This window comes from Pseudomonas sp. R45(2017), assembly GCF_002112305.1.
Taxonomy (GTDB): Bacteria; Pseudomonadota; Gammaproteobacteria; order Pseudomonadales; family Pseudomonadaceae; genus Aquipseudomonas; species Aquipseudomonas paraglycinae.
This window is the reverse complement of record NZ_NEHH01000005.1, coordinates 202,111-226,133: the sequence shown is the minus strand read 5'-3', so window position 1 is coordinate 226,133 and position 24,023 is coordinate 202,111. Positions and strand designations below refer to the sequence as shown.

Here is a 24,023-nt window from a genome sequence, read left to right as displayed (position 1 = left end):
GCTTCGAACAACAAAAACAATTCGACGATGCACTTTGAGGACTACAACAATGATTATTTACGGTGTGGCGCTGCTGGCGATCTGTACGCTGGCAGGGGTGATCATGGGTGACCTGCTCGGCGTGCTGCTGGGGGTCAAATCCAACGTCGGCGGGGTCGGCATCGCCATGATCCTGTTGATCTGCGCGCGGTTGTGGATGCAGAAACGCGGCGGCATGACCAAGGATTGCGAGATGGGCGTCGGCTTCTGGGGCGCCATGTACATTCCGGTGGTGGTGGCTATGGCCGCGCAACAGAACGTCGTCACCGCCCTGCACGGCGGCCCGGTGGCGGTGCTGGCGGCGATCGGTTCGGTGGTGGTCTGTGGCTGCACGATTGCCTTGATCAGCCGCACCCACAAGGGCGAGCCATTGCCCGACGAACCGGCGGAAATCTCCCCGGTCGGCACGCCGGTAGGAGGTCGCTGATATGTGGGATCTCATTGAAAAAGGTCTGGAACACAACGGTCTGATCACCGCGTTCGCCTTCGTCGGCGTAATCATGTGGGTCTCGGTGATTCTCTCCAAACGCCTGACCTTCGGGCGGATTCACGGCTCGGCGATTGCCATCGTCATCGGCCTGGTGCTGGCCTGGGTCGGCGGGACGATGACGGGCGGGCAGAAGGGGCTGGCGGATCTGACGCTGTTCTCCGGCATCGGTCTGATGGGCGGCGCGATGCTGCGGGATTTCGCGATCGTTGCCACGGCGTTTGAAGTGCAGGCGACCGAGGCGAAGAAGGCCGGGATGATCGGCGTGATTGCGCTGCTGCTGGGCACGATCCTGCCGTTCATTGTCGGCGCGTGCATGGCTTACGCGTTCGGTTATCGCGATGCGGTGAGCATGACCACCATCGGCGCCGGTGCGGTGACTTACATCGTCGGGCCGGTGACTGGTGCGGCGATTGGCGCGACTTCGGATGTGATGGCGCTGTCGATTGCCACCGGGTTGATCAAGGCGATTCTGGTGATGGTCGGCACGCCGGTGGCGGCGCGCTGGATGGGCCTCGACAATCCGCGCTCGGCGATGGTGTTCGGCGGGCTGGCTGGGACCGTGAGTGGCGTGACGGCGGGGCTGGCGGCGACGGATCGGCGGTTGGTGCCTTATGGGGCGTTGACCGCGACCTTCCACACCGGACTTGGGTGCCTGCTTGGGCCATCGCTGCTGTTCTTCATCGTTCGCGGGATTGTTGGCTGAACGTCAAAAGCCCCTCACCCTAACCCTAACCCTCTCCCGGAGGGAGAGGGGACCGACCGAGTTGGATGGGTCAGCTTTATCGACCTGAAATTTCCGTGTCGAACTCAGGACTCGAAACCGATGGAGATCTGCTCCCTTTCCCCCTCGCCCCCTTGGGGGAGAGGGCTGGGGTGAGGGGGTAAGCTTTTGATCTGCTTTTAATCACACCGCCAACTGGCGATTCGCATACATCCGACACTCCGCCAGCAAAGCCAGCAAATTCGGATCCCGCTCTTTTGCCTTCAAAAACACCACCCCGATGTGCTGCTGCAACCGGTACTTCTCCTGCAACGGAATCAGCTTCACCCGGTTCTCGTACACCGCCGCAATCCTCCCCGGCAGCAACGCGTAACCGACCCCGGAACTGACCATGCTCAGCAGGGTGAAGATGTCGTTGACCTGCATCGCTACCTTCGGCTCGAACCCCGCCTGCCGGAACACTCGGATGCCGTCCTGGTGGGTGGCGAAGCCTTGGGTGAGGGTGATGAAGGTTTCGTCGCGCACCTCCGCCAGATCCACTTCGCTGCGTTGGGCGAAGCGGGAATCGGCCGGGGTGGCGAGGAAGATGTCGTCGGAAAACAGCGGAATCTGCTCGCAGTCCGGGTCGTTGACGGTGTCGTCCAGCGACACCAGGATCGCGTCGACTTCCATGTTTTTCAGCTTGTAGAGCAGGTCGATGTTCGAGCCGAGGATCAGGTCGATGTTGAGTTCGCTGCGGCGGATCTTCAAACCCATGATCAGCTGCGGCACGGTTTTCACTGTCAGCGAATACAGCGAGCCGAGCTTGAAGCGCTCGGCCGAGAACCCGGCGGCTTCGCGGGTCAGGCGCACGCTTTCGACTACGTCCTGAATCAGTTTCTGCGCCCGCTCTTCGAGCACGTAGGCACTCTCCAGCGGCGTCAGGTTGCGTCCTTCGTGTTTGAACAACGGGCAGCGCAGGGCGCTTTCCAGCGAATGGATCGCGCGGTGCACGCTGACGTTGCTGGTCTGCAACTCGGCGGCGGCGCGGGCGAGGTTGCCGGTACGCATGAAGGCGAGGAACACCTCGAGTTTCTTCAGGGTCAATTCTTCGTCGATCAGCATGGCGCGGACTCTTCTTGGTATCGGTCGATTGTGCCCAAATATCAGGACAGACGCAGGCCCGCGTTGAACGGAAACATTGCGCTTTTACGCTCAAGGCCCGAGCCTTGCGTGTTGCGGTAACGAAATCGAGGTGTGCGACACATGTATCACGGAGAAAAACTGAACGCCTGGACGCATCTGGTCGGTGCGGTAGCGGCGTTTGTCGGAGGCGTCTGGATGCTGGTGATCGCCAGCCTCGACGGCAGCCCGTGGAAGATCGTCAGCGTGGCGATTTACGCCTTCACCTTGCTGGTGCTCTACAGCGCGTCCACCGTTTACCACAGCGTGCGCGGGCGCAAGAAAGCGATCATGATGAAGGTCGATCACTTTTCGATCTACTTGCTGATCGCCGGCAGTTACACGCCGTTCTGCCTGGTGACTTTGCGCGGGCCGTGGGGCTGGACGTTGTTCGGGATTGTCTGGGGGCTGGCGCTGATAGGCATTCTGCAAGAGATCAAGCCGCGCTCGGAGGCGCGGATCCTGTCGATCGTGATCTACGCGGTGATGGGCTGGATCGTGCTGGTGGCGGTAAAGCCGCTGATAGCAGCGCTCGGGACGGCGGGGTTTGCCTGGCTGGCCTCGGGCGGTGTGCTGTACACCGTGGGGATCATCTTTTTTGCCCTTGATCACCGGTTGCGACATGCCCACGGGATCTGGCATCTGTTCGTGATCGCCGGGAGCCTGCTGCATTTTGTGGCGATTCTGTTTTACGTCCTTTAAGCGCCCATCAGCCGACCGAGTTGTTCGCCGGCGCGCTGACTGAAGATCTGCAGCAAATCATGCAGCGTATGCGGCGGTGGCTCGGTGGCGCGGGTAACGGCGTACAGCGTGATCGGCAGCGGCGGGGCGAGAGGGCGGATAGTGGTGGTGGCCGGTGAGGCACCCAGCGCGGTGAACGGATCGATCACCGTGACACCAGCGCCAGACTCCACCATCGCTCGCGCCAGCGAATACGTCTGCACGGCGATCCGCACACGCGGCGGCGGTTCGACCGCTTCGAGATAACTATCGAGGCGGGCGGCCAATGGATCGGCGCTAGACAGGCCGATCAGCGGCGCCCCGGCCAGAGCCATCAGCGGCAACGGCTGACCGGCATCTTCCTCCGGCCAATAACCTTTCGGCGCCAGCGCCACCAGCACCCCCGAAGCCAATGCCTGGGCCTTCAGCCCCGGATGGTCCGGCAACTGCAACGTCAGCGCCACGTCCACTTCGCGCATCAGCAGGTTCTGCATCAGCTCGCGGCTGTGGGCGCTCGACAGTTCGCAGGCGATGTCCGGGAATTGCGCCGTCCATTGCTGGATCGCCGGCGGCAGCAACGACAGCGCCAGCGCCGGGGTCGCGCCGATCCGCAGGCTGTGGCCGGGCTCGCGGCGCAGGCTCTGGGCCAGACGCCGCACGCCTTGCAGGCTTTCGGTGACCTTGTCGACTTCGCGCTCCAGCTCCAGCGCTTCCGGGGTCGCCTGCAACTTTCCGCGCACTCGCAGAAACAATGGAAAACCCAACTGCTGCTCGGCGTGCTGCAACACCTTGGTCACCGCCGGTTGCGAGACATGCAGCAACTGCGCAGCAGCGCTGACCGAGCCGGTCTGGCGAATGGCCTGGAAAATCTCGATGTGACGAAGGCGCATGACGATCCCATAACCTTTGTTTATAGGTCTGGCATCTTTATTCATTGTTCGGCGCCTGTCACCTCACCCTAACCTCGGCCTCGTCTTCAAGAACTGTTAAGGACGGACATGGCTCAGCGTGTGTGCATCATCGGCGGCGGCGTGATCGGGCTGGCAACGGCCTGGGCGCTGGTGCGCGACGGCTTCGAGGTGACGGTGGTCGAGGCGCGGCGGTCGCTGGGCAGTGAAACCAGCTTCGCCAATGGCGGCCAGTTGTCCTATCGCTACGTTGCACCGCTGGCCGATGCCGGCGTGCCGCTGCAGGCGATCGGCTGGATGCTGCGCGGCGATTCACCGCTCAAGCTGCGCCCACGCCTGGACCCGGCGCAATGGCGCTGGATGGCCTCGTTTCTCGCCGCGTGCCGCACCTCGGTCAACCGCGAAAACGCCGCGCATCTGTTGCGTCTGGCGCTGTTCAGCCAGAGCACCCTGAAACGCTGGCGCGAGGACGACGGGCTGGTCGGTTTCAACTGGCGGCGCAACGGCAAACTGGTGACCTTCCGCAACGCCTCCAGCTTCGAGCATGCACGCAAAGGCCTGGCCGATCCGCAGCAACAGCAGGTTTTGTCCGCCACCGAATGTGCGCAACTGGAACCGGCACTGGCCGATGCGCCGTTTGTAGGCGCGATCTACACGCCGGATGAAGAAGTCGGCGATTGTCACGGCTTCTGCCAGCAGTTGGCGGCGCGATTGAAGGCGTCGGGTCGCTGCGAGTTTCGCCTTGGTCAGGCAGTCACCGGCATTCGTCACAGCCACGGCGTCGTCACGGCGATTGAGCTTGACGACGAAACCCTGCCGGTCGAACAACTGGTAATCGCCGCCGGCCATCGCAGCCCGTTGCTGGCGCTTCCCGGCCTGCGCCTGCCGTTGTACCCGCTGAAGGGCTACAGCCTGACCGTGCCGATCGGCGACGAGCATCGAGCACCGGACGTGAGCATCACCGACTACGACCGCAAGATCGTCTACGCGCGTATCGGCGAACAACTGCGCGTAGCGGCGATGGTCGACATCGTCGGTTTCGACCCGGCGGTGGATCCTGAGCGGCTGGCGCTGATCAAACGTCAGGCCCGCGACACCTTTCCCGACGCCGGCAACTACGACGCGGCCGTGGAGTGGGCCGGCATGCGCCCGGCCACCCCCACCGGCGTTCCGCTGCTGGGCGCCACGGCGTATCGCAATCTGTGGCTCAACCTCGGCCACGGCGCGCTGGGTTTCACCCTGGCCTGCGGCAGCGGGCAGTTGCTCAGCGAACTGATCGGCCAGCAGCGCACATCCATTGATCTGCACGGGTTCAATCCCCGTGCGGCGTGACGGTTTCTGCTAAAACACCCCACCCACAACGGAGAATAACAATGCAAAAAATCACGTTGCTCGGCTGCACTCTGGCGCTGGTTTTCGGCGCTCAGGCGCAGGCCAATGAAGTGCCGCTGACCGGTACGCTCGGCAAGATTGCCAGCACCAACAGCATCACCCTGGGTTATCGCGATGCGTCGGTGCCGTTCTCGTATGTGGGCGATCACACCGGTCAGCCGATGGGGTATTCGGTGGAACTGGCGGACAAGATCGTCGAGCGCATCCAGCAGCAACTGGCGTTGCCGGAGCTGAAGGTGAAGTACAACCTGGTGACGTCGCAGACGCGGATTCCGCTGGTGCAGAACGGCACGGTCGACCTTGAATGCGGCTCCACCGGAGTGACCGCCGAACGGCAGAAACAGGTCGCGTTTTCCTACGGTTTCATCTACGTCAAAGGGCAGCTGCTGACCGCCAGGGACAGCGGCATCCACAGCTTCGACGACCTGCGCGGCAAGAACGTGGTGACCACCGCCGGCACCACTAACGAGCGTTATCTGAAGAGCTACAACCTCGACCACAAACTGAAAATGTTCGTGATTAGCGCCAAGGATCACGGCGAGGCGTTCCAGATGCTGCAATCGGGACGCGCGGCGGCGTTCTACATGGACGATGCGCTGCTTTACGGCGAACGGGCCAAGGCGCGCGATCCGCACAACTGGGTCGTGGTGGGGGAGGAGCAGTCGCGGGAAATCTACAGCTGCATGGTGCGCAAGGATGATCCGCAATTTCTCGCGCTGGTCAACGGTGTGCTGGCCGACCTGTACAGCTCGGGGGAGATCAACGGGATCTACCGCAAGTGGTTCGAACAGCCGATCCCGCCGAAGGGCCTGAACCTTGAGTTCCCGATGACCAGCGAACTCAAGGCAATCATTGCCAGACCAACCAGTGATCCGGTGCAGTGACGGGTTAGAAATCACCCCACAGTTGCTGCGCCACCGCCAGCGCCACAACCGGCGCAGTCTCGGTGCGCAGCACGCGCGGGCCGAGGCGGGCGGCGTGGAAACCGTTGGCCTTGGCTTGCTCGACTTCGGTGTCGGACAGGCCGCCTTCGGGGCCGATCAGGAACGCCAGGGTCGATGGTTTGGCATGGCTGACCAGCGGCTCGGCCACCGGGTGCAGCACCAGTTTCAGTTCGGCTTGCGTCTGTTTCAGCCAGTCGGCCAGCAACAGTGGTGGATGAATCACCGGTACTCGCGAACGACCGCATTGCTCGCAAGCGCTGATCGCCACCTGACGCCAGTGCAGCAGGCGTTTGTCGGCGCGTTCGTCCTTGAGGCGGACTTCGCAGCGCTCGCTGAAGATCGGGGTGATTTCAGTCACGCCCAGCTCGGTGGCTTTCTGGATTGCCCAGTCCATCCGCTCGCCCCGGGACAGGCCCTGGCCGAGGTGGATTTGCAGCGGTGATTCGACCTGACCGGCGAACTGCTCGTCGATCTGCACCACCACGCGTTTCTTGCCGACTTCCACCAGCGATCCGCGAAACTCGTGGCCGGAGCCGTCGAACATCTGCACCGCATCGCCCTCGGTCATGCGCAGCACGCGGCTGATGTAATGCGCCTGGGCTTCCGGCAGTTCGTGTTCGCCGGTGCTGAGCGGGGCGTCGATAAAGAAGCGGGACAGTCTCATTTCGGGTCTCTCTGATTAGATCGTTCCCACGCTCCGCGTGGGAATGCAGCTCGGGACGCTCTGCGTCCCAAGAGCGGACGCAGAGCGTCCGGTGAGGCATTCCCACGCAAACGGTTCGACGCCTCGACGTGGGAACGAGCCTTCAACTCAAGTAAGTTAGATCAGCCCGGATCACGGAACCCGGGATGGAAATCCTTCGGCACCGCCACACTGACGCTGTCACGGGTGGCGATGTCGATGCCTTCGCTGGCGACTTCGGCGAGGAAGTCGATCTGCTTCGGGGTGATCACGTACGGCGGCAGGAAATACACCACGCTGCCCAGCGGACGCAGCAACGCGCCACGCTCCAGCGCATGCTGGAACACCTTCAGACCGCGACGTTCCTGCCACGGATAAGCCTCTTTCGTGGCTTTGTCCTTGACCATCTCGATCGCCAGGACCATGCCGGTCTGACGCACTTCCGAAACATTCGGATGATCCACCAGATGCGCTGTCGCCGACGCCATGCGCTGGGCCAGCGCCCGGTTGTTCTCGATCACGTTGTCCTGCTCGAAAATATCCAGGGTCGCCAATGCCGCCGCACAGGCCAGCGGGTTGCCGGTGTAGCTGTGCGAATGCAGGAAGGCACGCAGGGTCGGGTAATCGTCGTAGAAGGCGCTGTACACCTCGTCGGTGGTCAGGCACGCCGCCAACGGCAGATAACCGCCGGTCAGGGCTTTCGACAGGCACAGGAAGTCCGGGCGGATGCCGGCCTGCTCGCAGGCGAACATCGTCCCGGTGCGGCCGAAGCCGACGGCGATTTCGTCGTGAATCAGATGCACGCCGTAACGGTCGCAGGCTTCGCGCAAAAGCTTGAGATAGACCGGGTGGTACATGCGCATGCCGCCGGCGCCCTGGATCAGCGGCTCGACGATCACGGCAGCGACGCTGTCGTGGTTCTCGGCCAGCGTCTGTTCCATGGCCGCGAACATGTTGCGCGAATGCTCTTCCCAGCTCATGCCCTGCGGGCGCAGGTAACAATCCGGGCTCGGCACCTTGATGGTGTCCATCAGCAGGGCTTTGTAGGTTTCGGTGAACAACGGCACGTCACCGACCGCCATCGCCGCCATGGTTTCGCCGTGATAGCTGTTGGTCAGGGTCACGAAGCGCTTCTTGTTCGGCTGGCCGCGGTTGAGCCAGTAGTGAAAGCTCATTTTCAGCGCGACTTCGATGCAGGACGAACCGTTATCGGCGTAGAACACCCGGTTCAGGCCTTCCGGCGTCATCTTCACCAGACGCTCGGACAGCTCGATCACTGGCTGATGGCTGAAACCGGCCAGAATCACGTGTTCCAGCTGATCGACCTGATCCTTGATGCGCTGGTTGATGCGCGGGTTGGCGTGGCCGAACACGTTGACCCACCAGGAGCTGACCGCATCCAGATAACGCTTGCCTTCGAAGTCTTCCAGCCAGACGCCTTCACCGCGCTTGATCGGAATCAGCGGCAGCTGTTCGTGGTCTTTCATCTGGGTGCAGGGATGCCACAGCACCGCGAGATCGCGTTGCATCCACTGGTTGTTCAAGCCCATGTTCAGTCTCCTCGAGGCGGCTCGCGTCAGGCGCGGGCAAACAATCGCGCAAGCCTATGCAATGCGTCGCGCCGGGACAACCCATTGTGTCGATTGAGCTACTTTGTATGGGCCGATAGACGTCGCTGGCGGCGTTTTGATGGCTGACGTATTCTTCGCGGTTCTTTGGGTCGTCTGACCCGCAAAACTGCATTTTCCTACGTGTTTATCCGGAGTTCGCTGAATGTCTGTCGGTTGGCTGCGCGCCTGTGCGCTAGTGGTGTTGGGGCTGTTTAGCGTTACGGCGCTGGCCAAGGATAAAACCGCAATCGTGATCGGCGGCGGCCTGTCGGGCCTGACGGCGGCTTACGAACTGCAGAACAAGGGCTGGCAGGTCACGCTGCTCGAAGCCAAACCGAGCCTGGGCGGTCGCTCGGGCATGGCCACCAGCGAGTGGATCGGCAACGACAAGACTCAACCGGTGCTGAACAAATACGTATCGACCTTCAAGCTGAACACCACGCCGGCGCCTGAATTCGTACGGACTCCGGGTTACCTGATCGACGGCGAGTATTTTTCCGCCGCCGACCTGACCGCCAAACAGCCTGCCACGGCCGAAGCGCTGAAGCGCTACGAGAAAACCCGTGACGATCTGGCGCGCTCGATCGACGATCCGCAGAACCCGGCGGCGACCAACACCCTGCACGCTCTGGACCAGATCAACGTCTCGAGCTGGCTCGACAAGCAGAACCTGCCGGCCACCGCACGTCAGCTGATCAACCAGGACATCCGCACCCACTACGACGAGCCTTCGCGCCTGTCGCTGCTGTACTTCGCGCAGCAGAGCCGGGTGTATCGCGGCGTGTCCGACCGTGACCTGCGCGCTTCGCGTCTGGTCGGTGGCAGCCCGGTGCTGGCCCAGGCCTTCGTCAAACAGCTGAAAACCATCAAGACCAACTCGCCAGTATCTGCCATCACCCAGGACAAGGACGGCGTGACCGTCAAGGTCGGCAGCGTTGGCTACCAGGCCGATTACGTTGTGCTGGCGGTGCCGTTGCGCGCCCTCAACAAGATCCAGCTGACTCCGGCGCTGGACGCCCAGCACCTGGCCGCGATCAAAGGCACCAACTACGGCTGGCGCGACCAGATCATGCTGAAGTTCAAGACGCCGGTATGGGAAAGCAAGGCGCGGATGTCCGGCGAGATCTATAGCAACACCGGCCTGGGCATGTTGTGGATCGAGCCAGCCCTGAAGGGCGGCGCGAACGTGGTGATCAACCTGTCCGGCGACAACGCCCGCGTCATGCAGGCCTTCGGCGACAAGCAGATGGTCGATCAGGTGCTGATTCGTCTGCACACGTTTTATCCACAGGCCCGTGGCTCGTTCACCGGTTATGAAATCCGTCGCTACAGCACCGATCCATCGACCGGTGGTTCCTACCTGGCCTTCGGCCCTGGCCAGATCAGCAAATTCTGGCGCCTGTGGGAGCGTCCGCTGCAGCGCGTAGCGTTTGCCGGCGAACACACCGACACCTTGTACCCGGGCACGCTGGAAGGCGCACTGCGCACCGGTCAGCGCGCGGCCAGTCAGGTTGAAGACCTGGCGGCGGGCAAATCCTTCGAACCGGCCAAAGTCGGCCCGGCAGCAGCCACCGCCGCAGCGGCAGGTGCAGCGGGTGCGGCAGTGGCGGCGAAGAAAGGCAACTTCTTCACCAACCTGTTCGGCGGTTCGGACGACGACAAGAAACCGGAACCGGTAAAAGCGCCAGAGCCGGCACCTGCTCCAGCCGCCCCAGCGCCTGCACCGACCCCGGCTCCTGCGCCAGCCCCGGTGGAAGCACCGAAGCCAGCAGTTCCGGTAAAAGCCGAGCCAGCCAAGAAAGCGGCAGCCAAGCCAGCAGCGAAGAAACCGGCGGCGAAGACCGAAGCGAAAAAAGCTCCGGCCAAACCAGCGGCGAAAAAAGCTGAACCGGCGAAGCCAGCGGCTAAACCGGCGGCAACCACCGAGACCAAAGCGCAGTAAGGCTTTGCGGTAAATGAAAAAGCGCGGCTTTCAGGCCGCGCTTTTTTTTGCCCGTGATTCACAACATCCCGCCACACTTTTGTCTTTAATCTTTCCTTAACTCCCCTGTTCAAGACTCTTGATCGTATTTCTCGATATTTCAAAGCGAAATTTTCCGCTTTAATTCGATAGATAACTCGCTAGTCTTGGTTCGCAGTTCTCACAGGATTTGGGCAATGCAGCTACGTAACTCTTCTTCGCGCTACGGTTGGGTCAGCATCTTCATGCACTGGGGCGTGGCGCTGGTGGTCTTCGGGCTGTTCGCGCTGGGTCTGTGGATGGTGGGGCTGGATTACTACAGCACCTGGCGCAAAGACGCGCCGGATCTGCACAAGAGCATCGGTCTGGTGCTGCTGGGTGTGATGGTGTTGCGGGTGTTGTGGCGCTTTGTCAGTCCACCGCCGCCAACGTTGCAAAGCTACAGCCGCATGACCCGCATCGGTGCGAAGTTTGGCCATGGGTTCCTCTACCTTGCGCTGTTCGCCGTGATGATTGCCGGTTACCTGATTTCCACCGCAGACGGTGTCGGGATCCCGGTGTTTGGCCTGTTTGAAGTTCCTGCACTGGTTTCCGGACTACCGGATCAGGCAGATACCGCCGGTGTGATTCATCTCTGGCTGGCATGGGCGCTGGTAATTTTTTCCGGCCTTCATGCGTTGGCAGCATTGAAGCACCACTTTATCGATCGTGATGCGACCCTGACACGAATGCTGGGGCGCAAAGCCTGATGTTCAACCTCGACTCCAAAGGAAAACAAAGCATGTTGAAAAAGACTCTGGCCGCTCTGGCAATCGGCTCTGCCGTCCTGTCCGCCAACGTGATGGCCGCTGACTACGTGGTTGACAAAGAAGGCCAGCACGCCTTCGTCGACTTCAAGATCAGCCACCTGGGCTACAGCTTCATCACCGGTACCTTCAAGGACATCGATGGCAAGTTCAGCTTCGACGCTGCCAAGCCTGAAGACAGCAAGATCGAGTTCAACGTGAACACCGCCAGTGTGTTCACCAACCACGCCGAGCGCGACAAGCACATCGCCAGCGCTGACTTCCTGAACGCCAGCAAGTTTGCCAAGGCGACCTTCGTCTCCACCAGCGTCAAGTCCACCGGTGCCAACACCGCTGACGTGACCGGCGACCTGACCATCCTGGGCGTCACCAAGCCAGTGGTCGTGAAGGCGACCTTCCTGGGCGAAGGCAAGGATCCATGGGGTGGCTACCGTGCCGGCTTCGAAGGCACCACCACCATCAAGCGTTCCGATTTCGGCAAGCAGAAAGACCTGGGTCCGAAGTCCGACGCGGTCGAGCTGTACGTTTCGTTTGAAGGTGTGAAAGCGAAGTAATTTTCGCCGGCCACACAAAAACGCCCCCGGTCTTGCGATCGGGGGCGTTTTTTATTGCTTGTCGTAAATCTCGTCTGAGCAACGCGCAAAAAAATGCCCCGGTTTTCAGGCCGGGGCATTTTTCATTGCGGTGGAAAACTCAGCGATTGCGGGTCAGCAAGGCCGGTTTTTCACCGCGTGGGCGGCTTGGCAGTTGATCCAGCTGCTCAGGCGTCGGGAAGCGGTCGGCTTTCGATTCCTTGTGCATGATCTTCGGCCCGCTGCTGCGCGGGTTCTGCACGGCCGGTTCAGCGCGTTGCTGATCGTCACGGGCCGGGCGGCGGTTGCGCGGGTTTTCATCGCGACGACCCTGACCGTCACGCGGAGCACCGTTGCGTGGGCCGCTGCGCTTGCCTGGCGGAGTGCCGGTGCTCGAACCGTTGCTGTTGCGTGGGCCGTTCTGGCGACCTTGTGGCTGACCGCCGCGGGGTGCGCCCGAACCTGCGCCTTGCGCCGGAGCGCCTGGACGACGGTTGCGACCACCGGCCGGAGCCTGCTTCGGCACGTAATCGACGCGGTTACCGAAGTTATCGATATCGTCGTCGAGGAATTCGTCCGGAGCACGGTCAGCAGCGGCGCGTGGCGGCTGGCTTGGCTGGCGCTGTTCGCGGGCCGGGGTGCCTTCACGCGGCTTTTGTTGACGGGCTGGACGCTCGCCACGCTCACCGCGTTCGCCGGCCGGTTTTTCCTTGCCCTTGTCTTTGCCTTTGTCTTTACGACCGCCACCGCCGCCGCCATTCGGGCCGTCGCCGCGTGGGCCACGGGCGTTGCGCGGGTTGCGCATGTCCGGACGTTCACGGGCTTCGGGCTTCTCGGCCTCGATGTTGCTGGCATCGAAACCCATCAGGTCGCCGTCGGCGATTTTCTGCTTGGTCATGCGTTCGATGCTTTTCAGCAGTTTTTCTTCGTCCGGTGCGACCAGCGAGATCGCCTCGCCCGAACGACCGGCACGGCCAGTGCGGCCGATACGGTGCACGTAGTCTTCATCGACGTTCGGCAGTTCGAAGTTGACCACGTGTGGCAACTGGTCGATGTCCAGACCGCGCGCCGCGATGTCGGTGGCAACCAGGATGCGCACTTCACCGGCCTTGAAGTCGGCCAGAGCTTTGGTGCGGGCGTTCTGGCTCTTGTTACCGTGGATCGCTACAGCCGGCAGGCCGTGCTTGTCCAGGTACTCGGCCAGACGGTTGGCGCCGTGCTTGGTGCGGGTGAACACCAGCACCTGTTCCCACGCGCCGGCGGTGATCAGGTGGGCCAGCAGCGCACGCTTGTGGCTGGCTGGCAGGCGGAATACGCGTTGTTCGATGCGCTCGACCGTGGTGTTCGGCGGCGTCACTTCGATGCGTTCCGGGTTGTGCAGCAGCTTGCCGGCAAGATCCGTGATGTCTTTGGAGAAGGTCGCCGAAAACAGCAGGTTCTGACGCTTGGCCGGCAGACGCGCGAGGACTTTCTTCACGTCGTGGACGAAGCCCATGTCGAGCATGCGGTCGGCTTCGTCGAGCACGAGGATTTCAACGTGGGACAGATCGACGCTGCCCTGGCCGCACAGGTCGAGCAGACGACCCGGGCACGCAACGAGGACGTCCACGCCACGGGACATGGCCTGAACCTGCGGGTTCATGCCGACGCCGCCGAAGATGCAGGCACTGACGAATTTCAGGTCACGGGCGTAGATCTTGAAGCTGTCGTGAACCTGGGCCGCGAGTTCGCGGGTCGGGGTCAGGACCAGCACGCGCGGTTGGCGCGGGCCGTGACGCTGGGATTTGTCCGGGTGGCCGTTGGGGAACAGCCGCTCCAGGATCGGAAGGGCGAAGCCGCCGGTTTTACCGGTACCTGTCTGTGCCGCAACCATCAGGTCGCGACCTTGCAACACGGCGGGAATGGCCCGCTGTTGCACCGGAGTAGGCTCGGTATAGCCCGCATCTTCGATAGCGCGGACCAAAGCCTCGGAGAGACCGAGGGAAGCAAAGGACATGAGTAATCCTGTTTCAGTTAGGGCTTGGCCCAATGGGAGTCTTGCCTGGCGCGAATGGCGTTTAAGAGGACGCAATCCCGTCCGGTCCTGCTGCGGTTCCGAAGGCACGTCCGGAGCGCTCGCGCGGGCTGAAAAGCTGCGCTGTAGCGGGTCGGGAGGCCTGTTACGGTTCCGGGCGTCCGGGCGTGAGCCTGGCGGGAACGCCGGAGTATAACAGAGCAATCACTGCGCGCCGCTTTCCTGCTGCTCAACGGTTTTGCCGCTGGCGGTTGCACTGCCCAGTGGCGCCGTCAGGGCGGGGGCCGCGCCGTAGCGGGCGCTGAGCTCGGCATAGGCCGGTTCGCGCTTGAAACGCTTGAGTTCGGCGCCGAAGCGCTGCACCAGCAAATCCATCCCGGCATTGCGCCGCACGGCCAGAAACTGGCTCTGGCGGCTGATGACCGTGGGGTTTTCCGTGATCTTGTCGCGAATGCCCAGTTCATCGAGCAAATGCTGACCCACGCGGCGATCAGTGATCAGCAGGTCGATGCGCCCGCGCACCAGTTTGCCGAAATTGGCTTCGTGGGTCGGGGCCGGCTCGCGGGTGAACAGGGTCGATTCGCGAAAGTCGGGGCTGTACAGATAGCCCGGCGAGGTGCCGACCGTCAGGCCTTTGAGGTCTTCAAGGCTGTGAAAAGGGTGCGGACGCTCGTTGGCGTAGAACATCACGAACTCGACGTCCGACAGCGGTTCGCTAGGGTAGAGCAGGGTGGCGTCGCGTTCGTCGCTGTGGAAGATGTCCAGCGCGCCGTCGGCCTGGCCGGTTTCGAGCATCGACAGGCAACGTTTCCAGGGCAAAAACTGCCATTCGACTTCGATGCCCAAGCGCTTGAATACGATGGCAGTGGTTTCGTAGTCCAGCCCGAGATTCTTGCCGCCTTGTTCATAGACATACGGCGCCCATGGCTCGGTGACAATGCGCAACTTCTCGCCCCGAGCAGCGAAGCTCAGGCAAGTAAACAGCAAAACACTCAGCAACTGGACAATGACAGGCATGGCCTGAGGTTAGTACGCGAATCGCCTGATGAGAAGCTCTGGCATGCATGTTTAACGCTGCAAGCGAAGAGTTTCGATGCGATGCCGCTATTTGCCGGATGAATTGAGCAGGTGCTGATGAATTGTCGTGTAGCGCGAGCCCAGAACCAGTCTGACCAGTCTTCTGCTGAACCATTCTTCCAGCAAATGCTGACAAACTTTCTTGCCAATCCTTTCCTGCTGGTTTTTCAGTGCCTTTTCCCACCACACCGGTGCGCAGGCCTGGTCGAATTCGTTGGGGTGCTTATAGCAACCGTAGAGAATTTCGCGAATGAACTGGCGAAGGTGCGCGGGCAGCATCAGGGTGATGACTTTGTAAAGCATGCGCTGCATACGTGGCGGACGTGGCAGTCGCGCGGAAACGAGACGGGTGTCATCCAGTGCAGCCTGACAGGTCGGGTTGTCGCCATGCTTGGCGACCCAGGCCTGAACCTTGGCCCTGAACAGCTGCTTGCGGCTCCAGTAGTGATGAATCAGGTCCGGACACTTCTTGATGTCCAGTGTGCGATAGGCTGCCACTGACAGGCAGAACTCTTCCAGGGTGTAGGCACCTTGGGCGAGCGGGAACAGCTCGTCGATCAGCGCAATCGAGCGATCAAGCACTTGCGCATCCTGGCGATGCAGGCCGATGACGCCAGAGTTGAGCAGCATCATTTGATCGTCAGCCAGGCCTCTCTCCAGCAGGGTTTTCGACAGAGCGCTGTAGAGCAGGTTTTCCTTGTTGGTGCCGTATTGCAAGTAGTAGTCATTGCACAGCAGCGTGCCGGGTTGCACCCGTTCGAACAGTTTGACTGGCGAGCAATGAAAAAAAGTGTCGGTGTCGATCAGCAAGGCTGTCTCGGACTCTTCGAGCACCGTTCGCAAGGCAACGTGTTTGGTGCGGAAGTGGTAGCCGTGAGGTTCGCTCCAGCGCTGACGGGTGGCAGCATCGAGGGGACGCACTCGTACCGGGAGTTTTTCGTAAGGCTGCGGATTGTCACTGAACACCTGGATATCAATCGTCACATCCGGTGATTCACGAAGCCAGGCCAGGGCACTCGCGATGCTGAACACGGCTTCCTGGTGATAGGTTTCAGAGCCAAAAACCAGGTAGACGAGTTGAGGGCGTGGGTTCGAAGAATCGCAGATCATTGACGACAATATTCCATTGGTACTTTTAAATGTAAAAAGGCCCTCTGAAGAGGGCACTTTTTACTGTCTTGAATCGTTTAGCGCGGCAACTTCAGATTATTCCAGATCGCCAGGCTCGGTTCCGCCTGGTTCATGGAATAGAAGTGCAGGCCAGGCGCGCCGCCTTGCAGCAGGCGTTCGCACATCTCGCTGACGACCTGTTCACCAAAGCGCTGAATGCTCTGGCTGTCATCGCCGTAGGCTTCCAGTTGCTTGCGGATCCAGCGCGGGATTTCCGCACCGCAGGCATCGGAGAAGCGTGCGAGTTTGCTGTAGTTGGTGATTGGCATGATGCCCGGAACGACCGGAATGTCCACGCCCAGCGCCTGCAACCGGTCGACAAAGTAGAAGTAGCTGTCGGCGTTGAAGAAGTACTGGGTGATCGCGCTGTCGGCGCCGGCACGGGCCTTGCGCACGAAGTTGGCGAGATCGTCTTCGTAGTTGCGCGCTTGCGGATGCATCTCCGGGTAGGCGGCGACTTCGATGTGGAAATGATTGCCGGTTTCTTCACGAATGAATTCAACCAGTTCATTGGCGTGACGCAGCTCGCCGCTGGTCATGCCCATGCCGGATGGCAGGTCACCGCGCAGGGCGACGATGCGCTTGATGCCGGCGGCCTTGTACTCGTTCAGCAGGCCGCGCAGGTCGTCCTTGCTGTCGCCGACGCACGACAGGTGCGGGGCGGCGGGGATTTTGACTTCGCTTTCCAGCTGCAGAACGGTGTTCAGCGTGCGGTCACGGGTCGAACCGCCCGCGCCGTAGGTGCAGGAAAAGAAGTCAGGGTTGTAGGTGGCCAACTGACGGGCAGTGGCGAGCAGTTTTTCATGCCCAGCATCGGTCTTGGTCGGGAAGAACTCGAAGCTGTAGCGACGTTCTTGGGACATGGAGGAAGCCTCCAGTTACGAGCGGCAAGCTACAAGCTGCGAGAGAAGCGGAGGTGCGCTGATCTCTCGTGCGTGAAACCTACTGCCTGAAACTGTTCTGAAATAGGGGCAGAGCTCTCAAGCTTCGTACGGCAAGTCCGGCTTTTGACCTTGCTTGCCGCTTGAAGCTTGTAGCTCGCAGCTGCTCTTGTCTTAGTAGCGGTAAGCGTGCGGCTTGAACGGGCCTTCGACGGTCACGCCGATGTAGTCAGCCTGTTGCTTGGTCAGTTGAGTGACCACGCCGCCGAAGCCGCGGACCATTTCCAGGGCCACTTCTTCGTCGAGTTTCTTCGGCAGTACTTCAACGGTCAGACGCTCGGCTTTCTGGGCTGGCGACAGGTCGGCGTACTTCTGGCCGAACAGGAAGATCTGCGCCAGAACCTGGTTGGCGAACGAACCGTCCATGATGCGGCTTGGGTGACCGGTAGCGTTGCCCAGGTTCACCAGACGGCCTTCGGCCAGCAGGATCAGGTAGTCGTCGTTCTGAGCGTCGAAAGCGCCCGGGCCGGTACGGTGGATCTTGTGTACCTGTGGCTTCACTTCTTCCCATGCCCAGTTCTTGCGCATGAAAGCGGTGTCGATTTCGTTGTCGAAGTGACCGATGTTGCAGACAACGGCGCGCTTCTTCAGGGCTTTGAGCATGTTTGCGTCGCAAACGTTGACGTTACCGGTGGTGGTCACGATCAGGTCGATCTTGCCCAGCAGCGCTTTGTCGATGCTTGCTTCGGTGCCGTCGTTGATACCGTCGATGAACGGCGAAACCAGTTCGAAACCGTCCATGCAGGCTTGCATGGCGCAGATCGGGTCAACTTCGGAAACCTTGACGATCATGCCTTCCTGACGCAGGGACTGGGCCGAGCCCTTGCCCACGTCACCGTAGCCGATGACCAGCGCTTGCTTGCCGGACAGCAGGTGGTCGGTGCCGCGCTTGATGGCGTCGTTCAGGCTGTGACGGCAGCCGTACTTGTTGTCGTTCTTGGACTTGGTCACCGAGTCGTTGACGTTGATGGCCGGGATTTTCAGCTCGCCTTTGGCCAGCATGTCCAGCAGGCGGTGCACGCCGGTGGTGGTTTCTTCGGTCACGCCGTGAACGCGGTCCAGAACCTGTGGGTATTTCTTGTGCAGCAGCTCGGTCAGGTCGCCGCCGTCGTCGAGGATCATGTTGGCGTCCCATGGCTGGCCATCTTTCAGGATGGTCTGCTCCAGGCACCACTCGTACTCTTCTTCAGTCTCGCCTTTCCAGGCGAATACCGGGATGCCGGCAGCGGCGATGGAAGCGGCGGCCTGATCCTGAGTCGAGAAAATGTTGCAGGACGACCAGCGCACTTCGGCACCCAGGGCAACCAGGGTTTCGATCAGCACGGCGGTCTGAATGGTCATGTGGATGCAGCCGAGGATTTTTGCGCCTTTCAGCGGCTGCTCGGAAGCGTACTTGCGGCGCAGACCCATCAGGGCCGGCATTTCCGACTCGGCGATGATGGTTTCGCGACGGCCCCAGGCAGCCAGGGACATGTCGGCAACTTTGTAATCGTTAAAATCTGCAGGCGTGATAACAGCGCTCATGAAGAGCCTCCATTCGTAATGTATGCGAATGGGCGCCGTTGTGCGTTTAGTGTCCGGCCTGAGCCGGTCAACGCCCCATCCGAGCCTGACAGGTTGAACCTGCTGCAGCGCCCCTCGGACAGGTGGCGGGAAAACGGTACCAAGTGAAGGTTACCGTTTTGAAACGGGGGCGATTATAGCCGTCTAGACTGATCTTCCAAAGGGTTTCTGTCGGCCAGATGAAGATCGCCAATCGCGACCATAGTAGAAGCCTCATGGAGCATGACCGCTCAGTCTGCCAAGATGGCGCCATCATTCGGCAAGACGCTCAGGAGTGAAGATGAATTTCCACACCCGCAAGTGGGTAAAACCCGAAGACCTCAACCCCAACGGCACCCTGTTCGGCGGCAGCCTGCTGCGCTGGATCGACGAAGAAGCGGCGATCTACGCCATCGTTCAACTGGGCAACCAGCGCGTGGTGACCAAGTACATTTCCGAGATCAACTTTGTCAGCGCCTCGCGCCAGGGCGACATCATCGAACTGGGCATCACCGCCACCGAGTTCGGCCGCACCTCGATCACCCTGACCTGCGAAGTGCGCAACAAGATCACCCGCAAGAGCATCCTGACCGTCGAGAAGATGGTCTTCGTCAACCTCGGCGAAGACGGCTTGCCGGCGCCGCACGGGCGAACCGAGATCAGGTATGTCAAAGACCAGTTCAAGGATGACGTGCCCGTTACCGAGTAATCGCGTCACACCGGCGAACGGAAGCCGAGCGGCGCGTGTCGTAGCCTTATGACCCCGCCACCGGTTTCCCGCCATGACCACACCTACAGACGGCAAGACCCCCGATCTCTCGGCCAAGGAACAGCACGAAGTCGAGAAAAACCAGCCGCCCCGCGCGGCGGTTCTGCATGAAATCATCCGCAAACAGGGCGACCAGGAACTGGAGCGCAGCATCGCCGCGTTGTGGTGGTCGGCGCTCGCGGCCGGGCTGACCATGGGCCTCTCGCTGATGGGCATGGGCCTGCTCAACTCGCGTCTGCCCGAGGGCGACGAATTCAAGGTGATCGCCAGCTTCGGCTACTGCGCGGGTTTTCTCGCGGTGATCCTCGCCCGCCAGCAACTGTTCACCGAAAACACCCTGACCGCCGTGCTGCCCGTGATGACCAAACCGACCCTGGCCAATTTCGGTCGGTTGATCCGGCTCTGGACGGTGGTGCTGTTCGGCAACCTGTGCGGGACGATTCTGGTGGCCTACGTGATGCTCGAACTGCCGATCTTCGACAGCAAGACTGACGTAGCCTTCCTCGAAATCGGCCGCAAGGTCATGGAAAACCACGCCAGCCAGATGTTCGCCAAGGGCATTGTCTCGGGCTGGATGATTGCCACCATGGTCTGGATGATTCCGTCCATGGAGAGCGCGAAGATGTGGATCATCATCCTCATCACCTATCTGATGGCACTGGGCGATTTCACTCATATCGTGGTGGGGTCGGCGGAGGTGTCGTATCTGGTGTTTGCCGGCGAGTTGCCGTGGAGTGATTTCTGGGCGGTGTTTGCCGGGCCGACCCTGGCGGGCAACATCATCGGCGGCAGTTTCATCTTCGCCCTGATCAGTCATGCGCAGATCCGCAGTGAAAGCGGCGCTCCGAAAGAGTCTGCGGATCAGGCCGAAAAGCCCGATCCGCAGCAGATCAAGAAATGATCAATGGTGCACGGGCTCGGCAGCGCTCGCCGGCTCGTCGCGCGTTGCGTGCTTGACCAGTTTGCCGATGGTCAGGCCCTGCAACAGGATCGATGACAGCACCACGATGTAAGTGATGCTCAGCAGCAGATCGCGCTCCGGGCCCAGCGGCAGGGCCAGTGCCAGTGCCACCGAAACTCCGCCGCGCAAACCACCCCAGGTCAGGATCCGGATAGTGCCGCGAGGCACGGTGCGCCAGCGGCGCAACAGGACGATGGCCGGGGCCACGGTGAGCAGGCGCGACAGCAGAATCGCCAGCGCCAGCAGACTTGCTGCCGCCACGTGCAACCAGTTGAACGGCAGCAGCAACAGCTCCATCCCGATCAGCGCGAACAGCAGCGCGTTGAGCATGTCGTCGAGCAATTCCCAGAAACCGTCCAGGTATTTGCGCGTCATGTCGTTCATCGCCAGGTTGCGACCGAGGTTACCGATGATCAGACCGGCGACCACCATCGCAATCGGTGCCGAGACGTGCAGCTCGGTGGCCATCGCTGAACCGCCAATCACCAGCGCCAAAGTCAGCATGACTTCGATCTGGTGCTGCTCGATGCTTTTGATCATCAGGTACACCAGATAACCGATCAGCCCGCCGAACAGCACGCCGCCGATGGCTTCGTGGGCAAACAGCATGGCCGTGGCGCCGACGGTCGGGGTTTCGCCCAGTTGCGCGATGCCAAGCAGCACGGTGAACACCACCACGGCGGTGCCGTCGTTGAACAGTGATTCGCCAACGATGGTGGTCTTCAGCGGCTTCGAGGCGTTGGCCGTACGCAGCACTCCGAGTACCGCGATCGGGTCGGTCGGGGAAATCAGCGCGCCGAACAACAGGCAGTAGAGGAAGCTCACGTGCCAGCCGAACAGGGCAAAAATGTAATAGGCGAGGCTGCCGATCACGGCGGTGGCGATCAGTACGCCGAAGGTTGCCAGCAGGCCGATGGGCCAACGGTAGCTGCGCAGGTCGTTGAGGTTCACGTGCAAGGCACCGGCGAACAGCAGGAACGAGAGCATCCAGTTCATCAGCAGATCGCCGAAGTCGATCTGGCCGATCAATTGCTGCACGCGCTCTTCGAGGCCGGGGTAGCCGAGCAGGCTCAGGCCTTGCAGCAACAGGGAAAACATCAGCGCGGTAACCATCACGCCGATGGTCGGAGGCAGGCCGATGAAGCGGAAATTCACAAAGGTGAGGAGGGTGGTGAGGCAGATGAAAGCGGCGACGAGTTCAAGCATCCGGGGTCCTTTGGATGGGGGGTGGAAAGACAGCGCGCCCGTTCATGGACGCAAGGGTTGGATGGGCTGACGCCGGGTGGGGACACAATTGTGTCCCCCGGGAAAATCAGCCGGACACATTGACCGCAGCGACACCCCGACGTTGCAGGTAGATGAAAAACAGCGCCGTCAGCACGGTCAGCACACCCACCAGCGCGCCCGTCCAAGGCAAGTCCGCCAGGTCCGCGCCGCTGGCCACCACCAGCCCGCCAATCCAAGCACCGGCGGCATTGCCGAGGTTGAACGCGCTCTGGTTCAGGGTCGAACCGAGGTTCGGTGCTTCATGCGCCTGATCGATGATCAGCAGTTGCAGGATCGGGCACAGGGCGAAGGCAAAAATCCCCCACAGCACCAGCGTGATCGCCGCCGGAACCACCGAACGACTGGTCTGGCTGAACGCCGCCAGAATCACCACCACCGCCAGCGCCACACCCACCAGCGACGGCAACAGACGGCTGTCGGCCAGGCGCCCGCCGAGCATGCTGCCGCCGGTCAGGCCGACGCCGAACAACAGCAGCATCACGGTCACGCCGTGAGGGCTGACGCCGGTGATGTCCTGCAGAATCGGCGCAATGTAGGTGAACACGCTGAACAGGCTGGTGGAGGCCAGCACACTCATGCCCAGCGCCAGCAACACGTTGACCTTGCCCAGCACCTTGAATTCGCTGGCGAGGTTGGCCTTGTCCATCGGGATATGTTTCGGCAACCACAGCCATTGGGCGAGGGCGGCGATCACACCGATCACCGAGACCGCCCAGAAGGTCGAACGCCAGCCGGCGTACTGGCCGAGCGCAGTGCCCAGCGGTACGCCGAGAACGTTGGCCAGGGTCAGACCGGTGAACATCATGGCAATCGCCTGCGCCCGTTTGTTCGGCGCGACCAGCCCGGCGGCCACCACCGAACCGATGCCGAAGAACGCGCCGTGGCACAGCGCGGTGACCACCCGCGCCGCCATCAGCGTTGCGTAGTTCGGCGCCAGTGCGCACAGCACGTTGCCGAGGATGAACATCAGCGTCATGCCCAGCAACGTGGCCTTGCGCGGCATGTTGGCGGTGCCGATCGCGAGGATCGGCGCACCGAACACTACGCCCAGGGCGTAGCCGGTGATCAACAGGCCAGCGTGGGGAATGCTCACGGCGAGGTCGCGGGCGACATCGGGCAGCAGGCCCATGATGACGAATTCAGTGGTGCCGATGCCGAAAGCGGCAACAGCGAGTGCAAGCAAGGCGAGTGGCATGCGCAAGGTCTCTGTCGGTAGTCTTGACGCTTTGATCAGGCATACGCAGGCCGGCGACCGGTCTCGGACGAGAACGGGGCAGGCAGGAATTATTGGAATTTATCTGTGCGCAACTGAGTGCGGCGTGGTCGCTTGCAGTATAAACAGCTGCTGACACATCGCGAATCAATAATCTGACTAATTGGCTCAGGCTCAACAACAAGAATCAAGGAGTGGCACGTGCTGGCGACAGCTCTGGTGTTGGTGGCGGCGCTGTTGCACGCAGCGTGGAATACGTTGATCAAGTTCAGCGCCGAGCGGCTGCTGGTGGTGGCCTGCATGGACACCGTGGCGCTGTTGTTCGTCGCGCTGGCGTTCCCTTTCATCAGCCTGCCACCGCCGGAAATCTGGCCTTGGATTCTGGCGTCGGCGGCGTTCGAGCTGCTCTATCGTTATCTGCTCATCCAGGCCTATCGGGTCGGCGATCTGGGGCTGGTCTATCCGTTGATGCGCGGATTGTCGCCGCTGGTGGTGCTGGCGCTGACCCTGATCTTCGCCGGTGAAGTGCTGACCACCCAGCAGATCTTCGGGATCCTGCTGATCCCGCTGGGCATGGCTTGCCTGCTCTGGCAGGGCGGCGGCGGGAAACACTTGCCGTGGTCGATGCTGCCGGTGGTGGCGCTGATCGGCTTGTGCATCGGTTGCTACACCTACATCGATGGCCAGGCGCTGCGGCGCTGGTCGCATCCGCTGGATTACCTGGTCTGGGTCACGCTGCTCAGTGCCTGGCCTTTCCCGATGCTGGCGTGGGTGGCCAAGCGTCCGGCGTTCAAGCTGTTCTGGCGCGAGCAATGGAAGCTGGGACTGGCGGTCGGGTTCTGCGTGTTGTTCAGCTACGCTCTGGTGCTGTGGGCGATGCAGTTGGGCTCGATTGCCGAAGCGGCGGCGTTGCGTGAAATCAGCGTGATTCTGGTGGTGCTGTTCGGTATGCGTTACCTGAAAGAACCTTTCGGCCGGCCGCGGCTCTTAGCCTGTGGGCTGGTGCTGATCGGCATGCTGGTGATGAAGTTCTGAGCGCCCGGC

General features: G+C 61.5%; 22 protein-coding genes and 1 riboswitch. Of the genes, 11 read left to right on the top strand and 11 right to left on the bottom strand.

The features are described from left to right. Window positions 1-49: 49 nt before the first annotated feature. Together madL and madM are read left to right on the top strand one after the other, a co-directional pair. A complete protein-coding gene (gene madL / locus CAF74_RS13530; RefSeq protein WP_007953315.1) occupies window positions 50-466 on the top strand; it encodes a malonate transporter subunit MadL in 417 nt (138 codons plus the stop codon). A gap of 1 nt (window position 467) precedes the next feature. Then, a complete protein-coding gene (gene madM, locus CAF74_RS13525; RefSeq protein WP_007953314.1) occupies window positions 468-1,232 on the top strand; it encodes a malonate transporter subunit MadM in 765 nt (254 codons plus the stop codon). 201 nt (window positions 1,233-1,433) lie between these two features. Here madM and CAF74_RS13520 read toward each other — a convergent pair whose 3' ends face one another. After that, window positions 1,434-2,354, bottom strand: coding sequence for a LysR substrate-binding domain-containing protein (locus CAF74_RS13520; RefSeq protein ID WP_064600041.1), 921 nt, complete (start codon window positions 2,352-2,354; stop codon window positions 1,434-1,436). Window positions 2,355-2,495: 141 nt separating this feature from the next. Here CAF74_RS13520 and CAF74_RS13515 point away from each other — a divergent pair, with 141 nt between their 5' ends. Continuing rightward, window positions 2,496-3,113, top strand: coding sequence for a hemolysin III family protein (locus CAF74_RS13515; RefSeq protein WP_085746678.1), 618 nt, complete (start codon window positions 2,496-2,498; stop codon window positions 3,111-3,113). Here the strand turns inward: CAF74_RS13515 and CAF74_RS13510 are convergent. Then, window positions 3,110-4,021, bottom strand: coding sequence for a LysR family transcriptional regulator (locus CAF74_RS13510; RefSeq protein ID WP_085746677.1), 912 nt, complete (start codon window positions 4,019-4,021; stop codon window positions 3,110-3,112). The genes CAF74_RS13515 and CAF74_RS13510 overlap by 4 nt on opposite strands. 108 nt (window positions 4,022-4,129) lie before the next feature. Here CAF74_RS13510 and CAF74_RS13505 point away from each other — a divergent pair, with 108 nt between their 5' ends. Continuing rightward, window positions 4,130-5,371, top strand: coding sequence for a D-amino acid dehydrogenase (locus CAF74_RS13505; RefSeq protein WP_085746676.1), 1,242 nt, complete (start codon window positions 4,130-4,132; stop codon window positions 5,369-5,371). A gap of 41 nt (window positions 5,372-5,412) precedes the next feature. Then, complete coding sequence (locus CAF74_RS13500; protein ID WP_085746675.1) at window positions 5,413-6,315, top strand: transporter substrate-binding domain-containing protein; 903 nt, start codon at window positions 5,413-5,415, stop codon at window positions 6,313-6,315. A 4-nt stretch (window positions 6,316-6,319) separates the two neighbouring features. Here CAF74_RS13500 and CAF74_RS13495 read toward each other — a convergent pair whose 3' ends face one another. Together CAF74_RS13495 and CAF74_RS13490 are read right to left on the bottom strand one after the other, a co-directional pair. After that, window positions 6,320-7,039 (bottom strand): 16S rRNA (uracil(1498)-N(3))-methyltransferase, encoded by a 720-nt coding sequence (locus CAF74_RS13495; protein ID WP_085746674.1) that lies wholly within the window; start codon window positions 7,037-7,039, stop codon window positions 6,320-6,322. A 161-nt stretch (window positions 7,040-7,200) separates the two neighbouring features. Continuing rightward, the gene (locus tag CAF74_RS13490) at window positions 7,201-8,607 is read right to left on the bottom strand and encodes an adenosylmethionine--8-amino-7-oxononanoate transaminase (protein WP_085746673.1); all 1,407 of its coding nucleotides are present in this window, start codon (window positions 8,605-8,607) and stop codon (window positions 7,201-7,203) included. Between the two features lie 223 nt (window positions 8,608-8,830). On the opposite strand from CAF74_RS13490, the gene CAF74_RS13485 reads away from it, so the two are divergent. From CAF74_RS13485 to CAF74_RS13475, 3 genes are all read left to right on the top strand, one after another. Continuing rightward, window positions 8,831-10,609, top strand: coding sequence for a flavin monoamine oxidase family protein (locus CAF74_RS13485; protein ID WP_085746672.1), 1,779 nt, complete (start codon window positions 8,831-8,833; stop codon window positions 10,607-10,609). A gap of 215 nt (window positions 10,610-10,824) precedes the next feature. Then, a complete protein-coding gene (locus CAF74_RS13480) occupies window positions 10,825-11,376 on the top strand; it encodes a cytochrome b (RefSeq protein ID WP_007959675.1) in 552 nt (183 codons plus the stop codon). A gap of 32 nt (window positions 11,377-11,408) precedes the next feature. Continuing rightward, a complete protein-coding gene (locus CAF74_RS13475; RefSeq protein ID WP_045121911.1) occupies window positions 11,409-11,987 on the top strand; it encodes a YceI family protein in 579 nt (192 codons plus the stop codon). Between the two features lie 139 nt (window positions 11,988-12,126). On the opposite strand, the gene CAF74_RS13470 is transcribed toward CAF74_RS13475, so the two are convergent. The 5 genes from CAF74_RS13470 to ahcY form a co-directional block, all read right to left on the bottom strand. Further along, on the bottom strand, window positions 12,127-14,001 hold the full coding sequence (locus CAF74_RS13470) for a DEAD/DEAH box helicase (RefSeq protein ID WP_085746671.1): 1,875 nt from the start codon (window positions 13,999-14,001) through the stop codon (window positions 12,127-12,129). Between the two features lie 222 nt (window positions 14,002-14,223). Continuing rightward, window positions 14,224-15,036, bottom strand: coding sequence for an ABC transporter substrate-binding protein (locus CAF74_RS13465; RefSeq protein WP_085746670.1), 813 nt, complete (start codon window positions 15,034-15,036; stop codon window positions 14,224-14,226). A gap of 87 nt (window positions 15,037-15,123) precedes the next feature. Then, window positions 15,124-16,206, bottom strand: a complete 1,083-nt coding sequence (locus CAF74_RS13460; RefSeq protein ID WP_085746669.1) for a hypothetical protein — start codon at window positions 16,204-16,206, stop codon at window positions 15,124-15,126. A gap of 77 nt (window positions 16,207-16,283) precedes the next feature. After that, a complete protein-coding gene (gene metF, locus CAF74_RS13455; RefSeq protein WP_065261847.1) occupies window positions 16,284-17,129 on the bottom strand; it encodes a methylenetetrahydrofolate reductase [NAD(P)H] in 846 nt (281 codons plus the stop codon). A 192-nt stretch (window positions 17,130-17,321) separates the two neighbouring features. Further along, window positions 17,322-18,731 (bottom strand): adenosylhomocysteinase, encoded by a 1,410-nt coding sequence (gene ahcY / locus CAF74_RS13450; RefSeq protein ID WP_007961892.1) that lies wholly within the window; start codon window positions 18,729-18,731, stop codon window positions 17,322-17,324. Between the two features lie 23 nt (window positions 18,732-18,754). After that, a riboswitch (S-adenosyl-L-homocysteine riboswitch) is annotated at window positions 18,755-18,853 on the bottom strand. A 197-nt stretch (window positions 18,854-19,050) separates the two neighbouring features. On the opposite strand from ahcY, the gene CAF74_RS13445 reads away from it, so the two are divergent. Beyond that, complete coding sequence (locus CAF74_RS13445; protein WP_011336338.1) at window positions 19,051-19,458, top strand: acyl-CoA thioesterase; 408 nt, start codon at window positions 19,051-19,053, stop codon at window positions 19,456-19,458. Between the two features lie 73 nt (window positions 19,459-19,531). Beyond that, window positions 19,532-20,419, top strand: a complete 888-nt coding sequence (locus CAF74_RS13440) for a formate/nitrite transporter family protein (RefSeq protein ID WP_085746668.1) — start codon at window positions 19,532-19,534, stop codon at window positions 20,417-20,419. On the opposite strand, the gene CAF74_RS13435 is transcribed toward CAF74_RS13440, so the two are convergent. Together CAF74_RS13435 and CAF74_RS13430 are read right to left on the bottom strand one after the other, a co-directional pair. Next, on the bottom strand, window positions 20,420-21,685 hold the full coding sequence (locus tag CAF74_RS13435; RefSeq protein ID WP_085746667.1) for a sodium:proton antiporter: 1,266 nt from the start codon (window positions 21,683-21,685) through the stop codon (window positions 20,420-20,422). It lies immediately after the preceding gene. A 106-nt stretch (window positions 21,686-21,791) separates the two neighbouring features. Next, window positions 21,792-22,961: an MFS transporter gene (locus CAF74_RS13430; RefSeq protein ID WP_007959692.1), complete on the bottom strand. Its 1,170-nt coding sequence runs from the start codon at window positions 22,959-22,961 to the stop codon at window positions 21,792-21,794. A 219-nt stretch (window positions 22,962-23,180) separates the two neighbouring features. Here CAF74_RS13430 and CAF74_RS13425 point away from each other — a divergent pair, with 219 nt between their 5' ends. Beyond that, entirely contained in the window at window positions 23,181-24,014 is an 834-nt protein-coding gene (locus CAF74_RS13425; protein WP_085746666.1) for an EamA family transporter, read from the top strand. Window positions 24,015-24,023: the final 9 nt, after the last annotated feature.